General features: G+C 58.6%; 15 protein-coding genes. 5 read left to right on the top strand and 10 right to left on the bottom strand.

Annotated features, from left to right (window positions below):
* Positions 1–47: 47 nt before the first annotated feature.
* The 6 genes from GTU67_RS03185 to petA all read right to left on the bottom strand — a co-directional run bounded on the left by GTU67_RS03185 (position 48) and on the right by petA (position 4823).
* On the bottom strand, positions 48–662 hold the full coding sequence (locus GTU67_RS03185; RefSeq protein WP_185778732.1) for a nuclear transport factor 2 family protein: 615 nt from the start codon (positions 660–662) through the stop codon (positions 48–50).
* 10 nt (positions 663–672) lie between these two features.
* Positions 673–1116: a ClpXP protease specificity-enhancing factor gene (locus GTU67_RS03180; protein ID WP_185778731.1), complete on the bottom strand. Its 444-nt coding sequence runs from the start codon at positions 1114–1116 to the stop codon at positions 673–675.
* Positions 1117–1121: 5 nt separating this feature from the next.
* A complete protein-coding gene (locus GTU67_RS03175; protein ID WP_093970934.1) occupies positions 1122–1730 on the bottom strand; it encodes a glutathione S-transferase N-terminal domain-containing protein in 609 nt (202 codons plus the stop codon).
* Between the two features lie 140 nt (positions 1731–1870).
* Positions 1871–2716, bottom strand: coding sequence for a cytochrome c1 (locus GTU67_RS03170; RefSeq protein WP_185778730.1), 846 nt, complete (start codon positions 2714–2716; stop codon positions 1871–1873).
* A 21-nt stretch (positions 2717–2737) separates the two neighbouring features.
* Positions 2738–4126, bottom strand: a complete 1389-nt coding sequence (locus tag GTU67_RS03165) for a cytochrome b (RefSeq protein WP_185778729.1) — start codon at positions 4124–4126, stop codon at positions 2738–2740.
* A 52-nt stretch (positions 4127–4178) separates the two neighbouring features.
* Positions 4179–4823, bottom strand: coding sequence for a ubiquinol-cytochrome c reductase iron-sulfur subunit (gene petA, locus GTU67_RS03160; RefSeq protein ID WP_185778728.1), 645 nt, complete (start codon positions 4821–4823; stop codon positions 4179–4181).
* Between the two features lie 126 nt (positions 4824–4949).
* On the opposite strand from petA, the gene mscL reads away from it, so the two are divergent.
* The gene (mscL, locus tag GTU67_RS03155) at positions 4950–5408 is read left to right on the top strand and encodes a large conductance mechanosensitive channel protein MscL (protein ID WP_185778727.1); all 459 of its coding nucleotides are present in this window, start codon (positions 4950–4952) and stop codon (positions 5406–5408) included.
* Between the two features lie 78 nt (positions 5409–5486).
* Here the strand turns inward: mscL and GTU67_RS03150 are convergent, their stop codons facing one another.
* Positions 5487–6263, bottom strand: coding sequence for a Nif3-like dinuclear metal center hexameric protein (locus tag GTU67_RS03150; protein WP_185778726.1), 777 nt, complete (start codon positions 6261–6263; stop codon positions 5487–5489).
* 14 nt (positions 6264–6277) lie between these two features.
* Between GTU67_RS03150 and GTU67_RS03145 the strand changes: the two genes are divergently transcribed.
* Positions 6278–7432, top strand: a complete 1155-nt coding sequence (locus GTU67_RS03145) for a S1C family serine protease (protein ID WP_185778725.1) — start codon at positions 6278–6280, stop codon at positions 7430–7432.
* A gap of 36 nt (positions 7433–7468) precedes the next feature.
* On the opposite strand, the gene GTU67_RS03140 is transcribed toward GTU67_RS03145, so the two are convergent.
* Positions 7469–9151, bottom strand: coding sequence for a sensor domain-containing diguanylate cyclase (locus GTU67_RS03140; RefSeq protein ID WP_185778724.1), 1683 nt, complete (start codon positions 9149–9151; stop codon positions 7469–7471).
* Positions 9152–9339: 188 nt separating this feature from the next.
* On the opposite strand from GTU67_RS03140, the gene GTU67_RS03135 reads away from it, so the two are divergent.
* Positions 9340–10830, top strand: a complete 1491-nt coding sequence (locus GTU67_RS03135; protein WP_185778723.1) for a mannitol dehydrogenase family protein — start codon at positions 9340–9342, stop codon at positions 10828–10830.
* Here GTU67_RS03135 and galE read toward each other — a convergent pair.
* A complete protein-coding gene (gene galE / locus GTU67_RS03130) occupies positions 10763–11788 on the bottom strand; it encodes a UDP-glucose 4-epimerase GalE (protein ID WP_185778722.1) in 1026 nt (341 codons plus the stop codon). The two genes, GTU67_RS03135 and galE, sit on opposite strands and share 68 nt — an antisense overlap.
* A gap of 74 nt (positions 11789–11862) precedes the next feature.
* Here galE and waaC point away from each other — a divergent pair, with 74 nt between their 5' ends.
* Entirely contained in the window at positions 11863–12825 is a 963-nt protein-coding gene (gene waaC, locus GTU67_RS03125) for a lipopolysaccharide heptosyltransferase I (protein ID WP_185778721.1), read from the top strand.
* Positions 12822–14177, top strand: coding sequence for a 3-deoxy-D-manno-octulosonic acid transferase (locus tag GTU67_RS03120; RefSeq protein WP_185778720.1), 1356 nt, complete (start codon positions 12822–12824; stop codon positions 14175–14177). Before waaC ends, GTU67_RS03120 begins: the two co-directional genes overlap by 4 nt.
* Here GTU67_RS03120 and galU read toward each other — a convergent pair.
* Positions 14140–14973 (bottom strand): UTP--glucose-1-phosphate uridylyltransferase GalU, encoded by an 834-nt coding sequence (gene galU, locus GTU67_RS03115; protein ID WP_185778719.1) that lies wholly within the window; start codon positions 14971–14973, stop codon positions 14140–14142. The two genes, GTU67_RS03120 and galU, sit on opposite strands and share 38 nt — an antisense overlap.
* Positions 14974–14978: the final 5 nt, after the last annotated feature.

Raw genomic sequence — 14978 nt, 5'->3', positions numbered from 1 at the left:
GCGCGGTGGGTTAAAACCACCACGCTTTTTATTTGGCCAGGGCCGAATCAGAACTTGGGAAATTCGCCGTCGCCACCTGCCAGCCAGTTGGCTCCGCGGCGGTACAGGTTGTCGACCTCAGGGCCGGTCAGCATGGGCATGTCCATTTTGACGTTGTAGCCGATACGGGTTTGAATGTACGCCAGGTGACGGTACCCTGCCGGCATAGCGGCCAGCGCGGTGTGGTCGAGCGAAAGCGACGCCGCCGGGTCGACCGGGTCGATGCGGTCTTTTTCGTAGATAGGCTGGCGGTGCAATACTTTCCATTCGCCGTCGTGGCGCACCATGAAGTCGTAAAAACGACCGGTGCAGACGACATCGCACAACACGCCTTCAACGTCGCCGCGCTGTGAAATCGTCATTTTGGTTTGCGCAATGGCACGGTCGCCATTGATGTCGACCGCCGAGCCGCCCAAAAAGTGCAAAATGCTGACGCCTTTTTTCCAGCCCTCTTGGGTGACCCGGATAAAGTCTTTGTGATGGCCTTGAAACCAGGTGGCCATCATGACGCCGTCGGGGTGCCACACGGTTTCGAAACGATCCCAGTCGCCCGCATCGCGCCATACGGCCCAGCGTTCGATAGTTTGGCGGATATACAGTTCGTCTAGAAGTTTGGCGTCCATGGGGTCTCCGTTATTTGACAATTTTTAGATGGGGGCGCTTGGGGTCGTCGTCGGGGGGCGGGTCTTCGGCGGTGGCCAGCTGCGCCGGTGATGGGTCGGCCGCGGCAGGTGCGGCGTACTCGCCACCGGGGTAGGGCAGCGAGGGCTCGACCTCGAAACCCATGCCCGCCCCGGTTTCGCGGGCGTAAATGGCCGAAACGGCAGCCACCGGTACGAAGATGTCTTCGCTGACGCCGCCAAACCGCGCCTGGAATTCGATGTAGTCATTACCCAGGACCAGCCCGTTGGTAGCCAGCCAGGCCACATTAAGGGTAATTTGCCCGTCGTGGATGTGGGCCCGGGGAACCATCGTATTTTGATCTACCGTCACGACAATATGCGGGGTGTAGCCGTTATCGGTACACCATTCGTGAAGCGCGCGAATAAGGTAAGGCTTGGTCGGGGTCTCTGACATAACGATTAGCGTCGCATGACTTTTTCAGACGGCGTGAGCGCTTCGATGTAGGCCGGGCGCGAGAAAATGCGCTCGGCGTACTTCTGGATGGGCGCTGCGTTTTTGGGCAGCTCAATGCCGTAGTGGTCGAGGCGCCACAACAAAGGTGCAACGGCGACGTCGAGCATCGAGAATTCTTCGCCCAGCATGAACTTGTTCTTGATCAGCAGGGGGGCCAGTTGCGACAGGCGTTCGCGAATGTTCTGGCGTGCGTTTTCGAGCACTTTCTCGTCGGTTTCTGCGCGGTTCTCGAGGGCGGAAACGTGGATGAAAAGTTCTTTCTCGAAGTTGAACAGGAACAGACGGGTACGGGCGCGCATGACCGGGTCGGCAGGCATAAGCTGCGGGTGCGGGAAGCGTTCGTCGATGTATTCGTTGATGATGTTGGATTCGTACAGAACCAGGTCGCGTTCGACCAGAATGGGTACCTGACCGTACGGGTTCATGACTGAAATGTCTTCAGGCTTGTTGTACAGGTCGATGTCACGGATTTCGAAGTCCATCCCTTTTTCGAAGAGCACAAAGCGGCAGCGTTGGGAAAAAGGGCAGGTAGTTCCGGAGTAGAGCACCATCATGGCGAGGGATCCTCTGAAAGAAAACGGGAGCGAGAGAAAACGTTGCTCAGAAAAGGGAAATAGGCGTAAGAACTTTTACGCCTATTTTCCGGGAGGGTAACGGCCAGGTGCCGTTACCTTGAATGCGATAAAGCTGGCGCTTATTTGACGTGCTTCCAGTAGGCGGCATTCAGGCGCCAAGCGACGACCAGGAAGAGCCCCAGGAACAGCAGGACCCACACACCGATCTTCTTGCGAAGCAGTTGGTCGGGTTCAGCCATCCAGCCCAGGAAGTTGGCCAGGTCGGCAACGTTGTTGTCGAACTGGGTTTGCTGGGCATTGCTGGTGTACTGGAACCGGGCTTCTGTTTTTTCGGAACCGCGGTAGTTCTGTACTGCTTCGGTTTTCGATTCGGAGAAACCTTGGGCGTCGTATGTGGTGACGACACGTTCCCACTGAACCTTGCCGTCTTTGTCGACGGGGTGAGTGAGTGTGTTGGTGTACGTTACCGGGCCTTGCAATTGCCAGAGGACGTTAGGCATGGCCACGCTGGGGAATACGGCATTGTTCCAGCCCGACAGTTTGGATGTGTCGCGGTAGAACGTGCGCAGGAAGGTGTAGACATAGTCGACACCTGAAGGACCCAGGTTGGTTGACTTGGCGCGTGCAATGACGGACAGGTCGGGTGGCGCGGTGCCAAACCATGCGGCGCCATCGGCGCGTCGCATGGCGATGTTCATCAGGTCGCCGACCTTGTCTGACGTGAAGAGGAGATTCTTTTTGATTTCTTCTTCGGTCAGGCCGATGTCGGTAAGACGGTTGTACCGCATGGACGACGCGCTATGGCAGTTCAGGCAGTAATTGACGAACAGTTTGGCGCCGTTTTGCAGCGATGCCATGTTGTTGATTCGGTCGGGTGCGGTGTCGAGCTCGTAGTTGCTGGCCGCCGCGAAAGCGACCGAGCAAGTCAGAGAAAGCGCCAGAGCACCAAGCAGCTTTTTAATCATAATCTTTCCGTGTCGTAAGGCCTAGTGAGCGTTGAACGTGATGCGGTCTGGGACTGGCTTGAAGGTGCCGATACGGCTCCAGACAGGCATCAGCAGGAAGAAGCCCAGGTAGATCAGCGTGCCGATCTGGCTCATGAGGTTGAATACCGGGCTGGGCGGCTGCGTGCCCAAGTAGCCCAACACCAGGAAGGTGACAATGAAAATGCCGTACAGGTACTTGTGCCATGTAGGACGGTAGCGGATGGAGCGTACCGGCGAGTGGTCGAGCCATGGCAGGAAGAACAGGATGACGACCGAACCGCCCATGGCCACAACACCCCAGAACTTGGCGTCGATGGTGCGAAGCAGAACAGCGACGACAATGAGGATGACCGGGACGATGATGCGCCACAGGCCGCGCAGGTTGCCCTTGATGAACAGGGCAATGGCGCCCAGCACAGAAGCGGCAGCCAGAACCCATGTGAAGTCATCGGTGATGGCGCGAAGCATGGAGTAGAACGGCGTGAAGTACCAGACCGGCGCAATGTGTGCAGGGGTCTTCAGTGGGTCGGCCGGAATGAAGTTGTTGTACTCGAGGAAGTACCCGCCCATTTCAGGGGCAAAGAACACAATGGCGGCAAACACAATAAGGAAACCGGCCACACCCATGATGTCGTGCACCGAGTAGTAGGGGTGGAACGGAATGCCATCGACCGGACGGCCCTTGCTGTCTTTCGGGCCTTCTTTGATGTCGACGCCGTCGGGGTTGTTGGAGCCCACTTCGTGCAGTGCAATGATGTGTGCAACCACCAGGCCGATAAGCACCAGCGGAATGGCGATGACGTGGAAGGCAAAGAAGCGGTTCAGGGTGGCGTCGGAAACAACGTAGTCACCACGGATCCAGAGGGAGAGCTCGGGGCCGATGAAAGGAATGGCCGAGAACAGGTTGACGATAACCTGTGCACCCCAGTAGGACATTTGACCCCAGGGCAGCAAGTAGCCCATGAAGGCTTCGCCCATAAGACAGAGGAAAATAGCCATGCCGAAGATCCAGACCAGTTCGCGAGGTTTGCGATACGAGCCGTAGAACAAGCCGCGCAGCATGTGCAGGTAGACGACCACGAAGAACATGGACGCACCGGTGGAGTGCATGTAGCGGATCAGCCAACCCCAGGGTACTTCGCGCATGATGTACTCGACGGAATTGAACGCGAGGTTCCCGTCGGGTTTGTAGTTCATGACCAGGAAGATACCCGTGACAATCTGGATGACCAGCACGAGCAGTGCCAGCGAACCAAAGAAGTACCAGAAGTTGAAGTTTTTGGGAGCGTAGTATTCCGACATGTGCTCTTTGAACAATCGAGTCAGCGGGAAGCGCTTGTCGATCCATCCTAAGAGGCCTGTCGTTTCGACGGTTTTGTCACCAGCCATGGAAACGGTTCCTTTCTATCTGTGGCGTCTATATGAATTAAGTTTGAATGGCTTACGCCTGGTTCTCGTCGTCGACACCGATGATGACTCGGGATCCGTCGGCCGAAAACTGATAGGGCGGCACTTCGAGGTTGTCGGGTGCGGGTTTGTTTTTGTAAACCCGACCGGCGAGGTCGAAGGCAGAGCCATGGCAAGGGCAGAAGAAACCGCCTTCCCAGTCGGCGGGGAGGCCGGGCCCAGGGCCGGCGGCCAGTTCGGGCGTGGGCGAGCAGCCCAGGTGGGTGCAAATACCTACCGCAACGAGGTACTCGGGCTTGCGTGAGCGGTATTCGTTTTTGGCGTATGCCGGCGTGTAGCCAGGGCGGTCGGAGTTGGGGTCGGCCAGTTCGCCGTCGAGCCCTTTGAGGGTTTCGAGCTGTGCGGGCGTGCGGTGCAACACCCAAACCGGCTTGCCGCGCCATTCGACGGTGCGCATTTCGCCGGGCGGGATCGAGGCAACGTCGAGTTCGACAGGAGCGCCAGCGGCTTTTGCCTTTTCTGACGGAGCAAAGCTGCCGACGAACGGAACTGCGGTGGCTACCCCGGCGACACCCCCAACGGCACAGGCGGTGGTAACCCAAAGACGGCGCGACGGATCGGGTGGGAGGTTGTTCAGATCAACCGCACCAGCGTCGTGCTGTGACTTATCCTGACTCATTCTTGTATCCTTAATTCATGCCCCTTAAAGGGCATTGCATTCAACGTTTTTACCGTATTGAATATTCTACCAACCGCGTATTATAGCGTTAGCCCGACGTTGGGTGAATTCACGGGAGATAAAAACATGAGCAAAGGTAAGGGCTTCATTGCCGAATTTCAGGCATTTGCAGTGCGGGGGAACATGATCGACCTGGCCGTGGGGGTGATTATCGGGGCGGCTTTTGGCAAGATCATCGATTCGCTGGTCAAAGACGTGATCATGCCGGTCATCAGCTTTATTTTGGGCGGGCAGGTCGATTTCCGCAATTTGTTCTGGGTGTTGAAGGCGCCCGAGGGGTATACCGGCCCTCAAACCTACGACGAGCTGGTCAAGGCAGGCGCCAACGTGTTTGCCTGGGGTAATTTCATCACCATCCTTATCAATTTCATTCTGTTGGCTTTTGTGGTCTTTCTGATGGTCAAGGCGGTTAACTCGGCCCGCACGCGCCTTGAAAAGCAGAAAGAACAAGCACCCGCGGCGCCGGCACCTACGCCCGAAGACGTGGCTTTGTTGCGCGAAATCCGCGATTTACTTAAGAAGTAACGGCCCGGCCCCGACCTTGTTGGGCCGGGGCCGCCCAGGTGCCGGGTTAAAAGGTTGGCCTGGCGCCTGGCCGTGTTGCTAAATCGGGTTGTCCAGGTCGACAAAATCGACCCGGATGCCAAACTGTTTTGCGACGGCCTGACCCAAGGCCTGTATGCCGTAGCGTTCGGTGGCGTGGTGGCCGGCGGCAATAAACGCAACGCCTGTTTCGCGGGCCAGGTGGTAGTTTTGCTCCGACGCCTCGCCGGTAATATAGGCTTGTGCGCCCGCCTCAATGGCCGCTTCTACAAAGTTTTGTGCGCCGCCTGTGCACCAGGCAATGGTGCCGGGGCGTTGCCCGGGGTCGCCAATAACTAGTGGGGTGCGGCCCAGCGCGGTTTCGATGTCGTCAGCCAGGTTTTGCAAAGTGTGGTTTGGCGCGCACGTGCCCAGCCACACCAGGCTGTCTGGGCCACAGGTGCGCGGCTTGCCGTTTTCGTCGCGTAACGGCGTCAGCCCCAGCTTTTGGCCCAGCTGCGCGTTGTTGCCCCATTCGGGGTGGGCGTCTAGCGGCAAATGAAAGCCAAAAACATTCAGGTCGTGTTGCAGGGCCAGTTGCAGGCGGCGGCGCTTGGGGCCTTTTACCCGGGGGTCTTCATTTTTCCAGAACCAACCATGGTGCACCATGACGGCATCGGCCTTTCGGTCGATCGCGGTTTGTAGCAGTGCCTCCGAAGCGGTAACTCCGGCGATAATATGCGCAATCTGGTCTTTGCCTTCAACTTGCAGGCCGTTGGGGCAGTAGTCCCGAAACTGTGAAACCTGCAGGGCGGTGTCCAGCCAGGCAGCCAGATCTTTTGTCGCTACTGTTTTCATCTGTGCGTATTCCTATGCGTCGACTTTGGTTGTTGTTTGCGCAAACCGTGACGGTTTGTCTGGGTATTTTATTCATCGTCAGCACATTGCGTCCCGACTGGCTGCCTTTGCGGCCCGCGCCGGGGCAATCGCCGGCTGCCGTTGTTGCCCCGTCGGGCCTCAGTGCCGCCCAGGGCGGGGCGTCGTATTCGGCGGCGGTGGCCAGCGCAGCGCCGGCGGTCGTCAATATCTATACGACCAAGCAGGTCGTCGAACCCATCTTGCCCTTATTAAACGACCCCGATCTGGCGCGCCTGTTCAATCAGTTGCCGGGGTTCTCGCGCAGCCGCAAAACAACCGCGCTCGGGTCGGGCGTGGTTGTTGACAGCGCGGGTTATATCCTGACCAACTACCATGTTGTTGAAGCGGCCGATGAAATTGAGATTGCCCTGAATGACGGGCGGCAGGCCAAGGCGCGTCTTATTGGCGCAGACCCGGAAACCGATCTGGCGGTGCTCAAGACCGACCTGAAAGACGTGCCGGCCATTGGTGTTGACGACCAGCAGCGTTTGGCCGTTGGCGATGTGGTGCTGGCCATTGGTAACCCCTTTGGTGTAGGGCAAACCACCACCCTGGGTATTGTCTCGGCGCTGGGGCGCAACCGCCTTGGCATCAATATGTACGAAAACTTCATCCAGACCGACGCGGCGATCAACCCGGGCAATTCGGGCGGTGCGCTTATCGATACGTCGGGGCGGCTGGTGGGTATTAATACGGCTATTTACTCTGAAACCGGCGGGTCGCTGGGGATTGGATTTGCCATCCCGGCTGGCGTTGCCCTGAATGTAAAGAATCAGATTATCAGGCAGGGGTACGTGACCCGGGGCTGGATCGGTGTCGAACCGCAAGACATTACGCCAGACCTGGCCCGCGCTTTTGGCCTGCCCGACCTCGACGGCGTCATTATTGCCGGTGTTTTACGGCAGGGGCCGGGGGCTCGCTCGGGGTTGACGGTGGGCGACATTGTGGTGGCGATCAACGACGAGCGCGTGCGCGACACCCTTGATTTTTTGGGTAAGGTGGCGCGTCTTGCGCCCGGCAAAAGTGCTTCGTTTAAAGTCGTGCGGGGCGGCAAGTCGTTAATGCTGGATGTTCGGGTTGCCCAGCGGCCGCAAGGGCGTCGGGGCTGATATCAGGCAATCAGGGTACCGACTGCGCAGTAGGGCTTAGTCAATCAGGGCGTCGTTTGCTGTGTAGGTTTCAACGCGGTTACGGCCGTTGGCTTTTGCCCTGTAAAGCGCCTGGTCGGCATCGTGCACAATGGCCATATCGTCTTTGTCTAGGTGGGCCGGGCGTGCGCAGGCGACCCCAACACTAATCGTCAGGGCATCAACACCGGCGGGCGGCGTCTGGCTGATCGCCAGGCATATCTTGACCGCAACTTCGTGGGCGCTCAGCAGGCTGGTGTCCGGCAAAATCACAATGAACTCTTCGCCGCCAAAGCGCGCAATGAAATCGCTTTCGCGAAGGTTGGCGGACAATACGGCCGCACAGCCTTGCAGTGCGCGGTCGCCCGCATGGTGGCCGTACGTGTCGTTGATGCGTTTGAAGTGGTCGATATCCAGCATGAGCACGGCGTAAGGTGTGCTGTTGCGCTTGTAGCGCAAAAACTCGTCTTTAAGTCGCTCTGTGGCCGCCAGCCGGTTAAGCAGTCCGGTCAGGCTGTCCCGTCGCGCCAGTTGCTCAAGGTGTTCGTTGGCGCCGCGCAGCTGTGCCGTACGTTCGTTAATGGTTTGTTCCAGCGACGCATTGACCGCTTCCAGTTGTGTTTTGCGTTGCAGCAGGTTAAGCGTCATGTCGTGGAACGCGCGATAAAGCTCGCGAATTTCGAACGGGCCTTTGAATTGCCGGGGCTCTGGCGGGGCCTCGGCGCCCGCCAGAACATCGCGGGCCACGCGGTGCAGGCGTTCGATGGGCCGGCTGGTTCGACGCGCCAGAATGTAGGCTACCAACATGGCAATAGCCACGACCAGCAAGCCGAACAGGGCTAGTCGTTTGCGCAACTGTTCGACTGGCGCCAGCGCCAGCTCGACAGGCTGGCGAACGACGACTTTCCAGCCTAATTGTGTGCTTGTATTCGGGGAGACGGCACTGGTGCTGGTTAAAAACAGCCCGCCATCGGCCCAGACCACAGGCGTTTGGCCGGCGCCTGACAGATCGGGCACCGTTAGCTTGCCGATTTTGGCGTACGGGTAGAGGATTTCGTTTTGCGAGTTGATGACGAACACTTCGATGCCATCGGACAACGAACCGGTGCTGACCGTGCTTTCTATCAGGCTGGTGACCCAGCTCCATTGAGCATGCGTGGCCAAGACGCCCAGTGTATTGCCGTTGTTGTCGATGATGGGGGCCGCAAAGTCGACAAACCGTAAAGGTTCGTTTGAGTGATTGGGCAACATCTGGGCCAGTAAGACGGCCTCGTGCAGGTCCCCAAGGTGGGGGCCTTTGATGCCTTCGATGAACCAGGGGCGGTTGGCTACGCTTTTGCCCTCGAGCATGTCGTTGGCAGCGCTGCGAACGGTACCTTTGGCGTCGGCCACGCCTACCCAGGCGTAGTCGGGGTAGGCGTCTTGCAGGTCTTCCAGCAGCCCCTGTATGGCGTCGTCGTCAAGCGATTTTTCAAGTAGTGAAGGCGCCTGACTGAGAACAACAATGGCGCGCTTGCGCTCGGTGATGCTGGTGGCCAGTGTTTGGGCAATGGCATCAGACACGCTGGCCAGACGGTTTTTGCTGGCCGTGGCCAGTTGTTCGGACGAGGCCTGATCAACATAGACGATCAGCCCGACGCTGACAATAAGCGCCAGGCCACCCAGGGCAAGCATAAGTTGTGCGCGAAACGAAGAAAACATATCGTTTATTTTGTGGGGGCCCTGGCGGTTGGCCAGCGTCTGTTGGAGCAGCTATAAGGCCGGGCATCCGGGCGGGTTCTGGCTGTGGTTCGGCGTGGCGGCTTGTGGCGATTGCCCTGTGTTCGTGTTGAATTGCCAAAAGTAATGCACACGTTGAATAATGGCAAATTCTACACAGGTAAATCGTCATGAACAGATTAAGCGAAAAAACGTTGGTTGAGTTGCCCTCTGCTGTGGTCCAACCCGGCTACGATCGCGCAGATGCAGTCGCCCGGATGGTGCATCTGGGGGCGGGGGCGTTTTTTCGCAGTCATTTGGCGGTTTATGCCGACGACCTGCTCGAGCAGGGTGAGGCCGAATGGGGCGTGTGTGCGGTTAGCCTGAAGAGCCCGGGGGTTGACCAGGCGCTGGCGCCGCAAGATGGTTTGTATACCTTGCTGGTTGACGACGGTCGTAAAACGCGCGCCCGTGTTATTGGCAGCCTGAAGCCGGTGCTTAACCTCGTCCAGCAGGGCGAACAGGTTATTGCTGCGTTGCTGCACCCTGATACGGCCGTGGTTTCGCTGACGATTACGCATCGTGGCTATTGCTACGATCCGGCCGGCGACTGTCTGGATCAGGCTTTGCCTGAAATCAATGCCGACTTGCGCACGCCTGAACAGCCCCGATCGGCTATAGGTGTGCTGGTCTGGGCCATTGCGCAGCGGCAGGCCCGGGGGCTGAAGCCGTTTACCTTGTTAAGTTGCGACAACATGCCGGCCAACGGCAAGGTGTTGCAGCGTGTGCTGGCGCATTACATCGAGCAGGTCGAGCCGCAACTGGGGGTGCCTGGCTTGTTAAGGCAGTTCATGGAGCAATATGCTTGCCCATGCACCTTGGTAGATCGCATGACGCCACAAGTCCAAGAGGCCGACCTTGAACGAACCGCCGGTATTCTGGGGCTGCACGACGCCGCGCCGGTCATTACCGAGCCTTACGCCCTGTTTGTGATTCAAGACTGGTTTTGCAACGATCGCCCGCCCTTCGAAAATGCGGGCGCCATTCTGACGCCGCATGTCGGGCCCTACGAAGAACTACGCTACCGCTTGCTTGACGCGGGCTATTTAACGCTGGGTTTGCTGGGTAGCCTGGCGGGTTGCCAAACCCTTTATCAGGCCATGCAAAAGCCCGAAATCACTTTGTTTATGGTCGGGCTGATGGCCGATGCAGGCGCCACGCTCGAAAAGCACACCGGTATTGTCTGGGAAGACTATCAGCAGCAATGGTTGATGCGTTTTGCCAATCCGTCGTTGCGGGTGTCAACGCGGCAATTGGTTGCCGAAGTCAGCCAGGTGATGCCATACGCTGTGTTGCCGGTGGTTGCCGATCGCTTGCGCCAGGGGCTTTCCGTCGACCGTCACGCGCGTGTCGTGGCCGCCTGGCTTCGCCATTTAATGCAAGTCAGCGCATCGCAGGCGGTGTCAGACGACAAGGCTGCCGGGCCGTTGGTTGCGCAAGTTCGGGCATTGGGCGGCGAGGCGGCCGACCCTTACGAGCTGACCGAAACCGTGCTGGCGTTGGCCGAGGTGTTCGGGCCGACGTTGTCGGAAGACCTTGAGTTCCGGCGTTGCGTTACGACCCAGTTGCTTGATTTGCTTGACCAGTTTCCCAGCGCCACGCATCTGCGCACATCTGGTTGATGCCTAGCGTGGCTTTCCAGCCAATCAGCGCTTCGGCCCGTTGGGTGTCGGCCCAGCAGGCCGCGATATCGCCCGGTCGGCGCGGTACAAGGTCGTAGGGTATGGCGCGGCCGCTGGCGGCTTCGAAGGCACGCACCATATCCAGTACCGAGAACCCGTTTCCGGTGCCCAGGTTCACGCTTAGCAAGGTACTGTCTTTGGTTTGGCAGTGTTGCAGTGCCGCCAGGTGGCCTTGCGCCAGGTCCATGACATGAATGTAGTCGCGCACGCCGGTGCCGTCGGGTGTGTTGTAGTCGCTGCCAAAAACCTGAAGCCGTTCGCGACGCCCGGCAGCGACTTGAGCCACATAAGGCATAAGGTTATTGGGAGTGCCTTGCGGCGCTTCGCCAATTAAGCCACTGGGATGGGCGCCCACCGGGTTGAAGTAGCGTAAACGCGCAATACGCCAACCCGGTTCGGCGTTGTAAAGGTTTTCAAGAATGTCTTCGATGACCAGCTTGGTATGACCGTAAGGGTTGGTGGCCGATCGCGGGTGGTCTTCGGTGATGGGCAGGCTGATGGGGTCGCCGTATACGGTGGCCGATGATGAAAACACAATGGTTTTAACGCCGGCTTTTTGCGCGGCCAGCAACAGGCAGACGGTGCCGTTGACGTTGTTGTCGTAGTACTGCAGCGGCAACCGGGTTGATTCGCCTACGGCCTTGAGTCCGGCAAAATGCATGATGCCTGCAATGTTGTTGTTTTTGAACAGCGTGTCGAGCAGGGCGGGATCGCGGATATCGCCCTGGATGAAGTCGGGGCGTGTGCCGCTGATTTGGGCGATGCGGTCAATGACATTGGCGCTGCTGTTGCACAGATTGTCTAGCACCAGGGTCCGATAGCCGGCCTGTTGCAGAAGCACGGTGGTGTGGCTGCCAATAAAGCCGGTGCCGCCGGTAACAAGTATGGTCGAAGTCATGGTCGATATTGTAGCGTTTTGTGCCGTTTCACCTGCCGGGGTTTTTCTGGTTTCCGAGTCTTTATAATCGCGCCATGACGAAAAAAATACTTATCGTGCGCACCTCGTCGCTGGGTGACCTGGTGCATATGCTGCCAGCAATTTCCGATATTGCCCGCCATGTGCCCGGCGCCCAGATCGATTGGCTGGCTGAAGAGGCTTTTGCAGAAATTCCTGGGTGGCATCCAGCGGTTCATGAAGTGATCAAGGTGGCGCATCGCCGCTGGCGTAAAAGCTGGTGGTCCTCGCAAACGCGGGCCGAGCGCGCTGCCCTGAAAAAAAATCTCCAGGCGCGGCACTACGATATCGTCCTCGATATGCAAGCGCTGATGAAGTCGATTTGGTTGGTGCGTCAAACGCAGGGTGTTCGTCACGGGTTAGACCGCAAATCGGCACGCGAACCTTTGGCATCGCTCTTTTACGCTGTCAAGCATCGGGTGGAGTTCTGGCAGCCGGCGGTTCCGCGGCAACGGCAGTTGGCCGGGTTGGCATTTGGTTATACCCCCGAGGGCGAGCCCGATTTCGGCTTGCAGGCGTTTACCAAGGGGCAGGCTATCGAACCCTATGCAGTCATCATGCCGTCAGCCAGCCGCGACGATAAGCTCTGGCCAGAGCAAGACTGGCACGCAGTGTTCGAGCGATTGGCGCAAGCGGGTTTGTCGCTGAAGTTGTTGGCAGGCAATGCGGCCGAAACGGCACGTGCGCAGGCCTTGCTAGCAGGTGTGCCTAATGCACAGGTGATGCCTCGCATGAGCCTGACCGATATTGCGCGGCTGTTGGCGCGCGCCCGGCTGATGGTGGGCCTTGACAGTGGTCTGACGCATTTGTCGGCGGGCCTGGGGCGCCCCACTATTGGTATTTATAAGGCGTCGACACCCGTACGCACGCCCTTGCAAGGGTCAGGCTATACCGCCAGTCTGGGCGAGCGGGGTCACGCACCTTCTGCGCAAACGGTGATCAGCGCCATTGACCAGGGCCTGGCCTCGGAGGCGTTTTGAACAGGTTTTTCTATAACGTCAGCATCCGTATGCTTTCGCCGTTGCTGATGGCCTGGATGGGACTGCGCGCGCGGCGTGCCGGTGGTCGTTGGGAGGTCTTGTCGGGGGCCCGGTTTGGGCGCTACAGGCAACCGGCCACCCAGTCGTCGCCGGTGTGGGTGCATGCCGTCAGCCTGGGTGAGGTTCGCGCTGCACAGCCTTTTATTCAGGCGCTGCTCGATCAGGGCGATCAGGTCTTATTAACCCACATGACGGTGACGGGTCGTGAAGAGGCAGCCCGCGCCTTCGCTCACGCTATTGCCGATGGTCAGTTGGTGCAGCAATGGATGCCATACGATTTCCCAGGTAGTGCCCGCCGGTTTCTCGAACATTATCAGCCCTCGCTGGCAGTGCTCATCGAGCGCGAAGTTTGGCCGAACATCATTGCCGAGGCGCACGCACTGAATATTCCCCTTGTGTTGGCCAGTGCACGTTTCTCCGACCAGTCATTGCGTCAAAGCCTGCGGGCTGGCGCGGTTATGCGCGAGGCCTACCAAAGCTTTCAGGCCGTGTATGCGCAAACCTTGCAAGATGCCCAGCGCCTTGAACAGGCCGGGGTGCAGGGGGTTCGCGTGTCGGGTAATTTCAAGTTCGATGTGTCGTTGCCGCAAGAACACGTGCAGCGCGGGCGCGCTTTTGCCGAGGCCCTGCCGCGCAGCATGATCACCATTGCCAGTACGCGCGAAGGCGAAGACGAGCTTTTTATCAAAGCGATTCTCAAGCAGGTAGCGCGCGCTCGCGATCAGGGCGTGAATCTGGCCGACCGTGTGCTGTTTTGTATTGTGCCCCGCCATCCGCAGCGCTTCGACGATGTCGCACAATTACTGGCCGATGCAGGCATTTCGTTTTTGCGTCGATCCGAATTTGTGCAGTCGGGCGAAACCGGGGCCGCCAATGCCCGAATTTGCAGTCGTAACCAGCAACTGGTGTTGCTGGGCGACAGCCTGGGCGAAATGCCGCGTTATTACGCGGCCAGCAAGGTGGCCATTGTCGCGGGCAGTTTTTTGCCCTTCGGCGGACAAAACCTGATCGAAGCTTGCGCTATTGGCACCCCTGTTCTGGTCGGCCCGCACACCGATAACTTCGAGCAGGCGGTATTTGACGCCATCCAAGAGGGCGCTGCTTTGCGCGCCCCGAATGCCGAAGCGGCGTTGCAGCAGGCGTTGCAGTTACTCGACGAACCGCAACGCCTGCATCGTATTGGCGAGGCTGGCACGCATTGGGTTCAGAAGCATGCCGGTGCGGTGGCGCGCGTGGTGTCGGGTATCAACGAGCTCAGGAGAGCCCGTGGTATTTACGTCCCAGCGCCATAGTGGCTTTATAAAACCCGGCTTTGCTGCCGCAGTCGTAGCGGGTGCCTTCGTATTCCAGCCCAAACACCTGGCGCTCTTGCAGCAGGCTGGCAATGCCGTCGGTCAGCTGAATTTCGCCGCCCACACCGGCTTGCGTGCGTCGTAAGTGCTCGAAAATTTCGGGCTCAAGTACGTAGCGCCCCACAACCGCCAGTGTTGACGGCGCTTCGGCGGGCGCTGGCTTTTCGACGATTGCGCTGACTTTAACAGTGCGGTCGTTGACGGCGTGGCCCGAAATAATGCCGTACTTATTGGTGTCGGCGCGGTCGACGTGGTGTGTAGCAAGCACGCTGCCATTGTGCTGGTGCGCGGCTTCAATCAGTTGGTGCGTGACCGGCATGTCGGCGTCGATCAGGTCGTCGGCCAGTAACACGACAAAGGGTTCGTTGCCCACAATGGGCGCGGCGCAAAGCACAGCGTGGCCCAAACCCAGTGGCGCGGGTTGCCGGGTGTAGATGCAATTGACGTACGACGGCAAAACATTGCGCACGGTGTCCAGCAGTGCCTGTTTGTTCTTGGCGGCCAGGTCGGCTTCAAGCTCGGGGGCGCTGTCAAAGTGGTCTTCAATGGCGCGCTTGTTTCGGCCGGTAATAAAGATCAAATCGGTAATCCCCGCCGCAACGGCTTCTTCAACCGCATACTGAATCAACGGTTTGTCGACGATGGGCAGCATTTCTTTGGGCATGGCTTTGGTCGCCGGAAGAAAGCGTGTGCCCATACCGGCCACGGGGAAAACGGCCTTGCGAATTGGTTTCATAGGTA

Source organism: Pusillimonas minor, assembly GCF_014237865.1.
Taxonomy (GTDB): domain Bacteria; phylum Pseudomonadota; class Gammaproteobacteria; order Burkholderiales; family Burkholderiaceae_B; genus Neopusillimonas; species Neopusillimonas minor.
Note: the sequence above shows the minus strand (reverse complement) of the source record. Positions and strands in the feature narration are given on the sequence as shown.

Excerpts from the sequence above, each read along its gene's own strand:
- GTU67_RS03185 (WP_185778732.1), bottom strand. The coding sequence starts at position 662 with ATGGACGCCAAACTTCTAGACGAACTGTATATCCGCCAAACTATCGAA.
- GTU67_RS03180 (WP_185778731.1), bottom strand. The coding sequence starts at position 1,116 with ATGTCAGAGACCCCGACCAAGCCTTACCTTATTCGCGCGCTTCACGAA.
- GTU67_RS03175 (WP_093970934.1), bottom strand. The coding sequence starts at position 1,730 with ATGATGGTGCTCTACTCCGGAACTACCTGCCCTTTTTCCCAACGCTGC.
- GTU67_RS03170 (WP_185778730.1), bottom strand. The coding sequence starts at position 2,716 with ATGATTAAAAAGCTGCTTGGTGCTCTGGCGCTTTCTCTGACTTGCTCG.
- GTU67_RS03165 (WP_185778729.1), bottom strand. The coding sequence starts at position 4,126 with ATGGCTGGTGACAAAACCGTCGAAACGACAGGCCTCTTAGGATGGATC.
- petA (WP_185778728.1), bottom strand. The coding sequence starts at position 4,823 with ATGAGTCAGGATAAGTCACAGCACGACGCTGGTGCGGTTGATCTGAAC.
- mscL (WP_185778727.1), top strand. The coding sequence starts at position 4,950 with ATGAGCAAAGGTAAGGGCTTCATTGCCGAATTTCAGGCATTTGCAGTG.
- GTU67_RS03150 (WP_185778726.1), bottom strand. The coding sequence starts at position 6,263 with ATGAAAACAGTAGCGACAAAAGATCTGGCTGCCTGGCTGGACACCGCC.
- GTU67_RS03145 (WP_185778725.1), top strand. The coding sequence starts at position 6,278 with ATGCGTCGACTTTGGTTGTTGTTTGCGCAAACCGTGACGGTTTGTCTG.
- GTU67_RS03140 (WP_185778724.1), bottom strand. The coding sequence starts at position 9,151 with ATGTTTTCTTCGTTTCGCGCACAACTTATGCTTGCCCTGGGTGGCCTG.
- GTU67_RS03135 (WP_185778723.1), top strand. The coding sequence starts at position 9,340 with ATGAACAGATTAAGCGAAAAAACGTTGGTTGAGTTGCCCTCTGCTGTG.
- galE (WP_185778722.1), bottom strand. The coding sequence starts at position 11,788 with ATGACTTCGACCATACTTGTTACCGGCGGCACCGGCTTTATTGGCAGC.
- waaC (WP_185778721.1), top strand. The coding sequence starts at position 11,863 with ATGACGAAAAAAATACTTATCGTGCGCACCTCGTCGCTGGGTGACCTG.
- galU (WP_185778719.1), bottom strand. The coding sequence starts at position 14,973 with ATGAAACCAATTCGCAAGGCCGTTTTCCCCGTGGCCGGTATGGGCACA.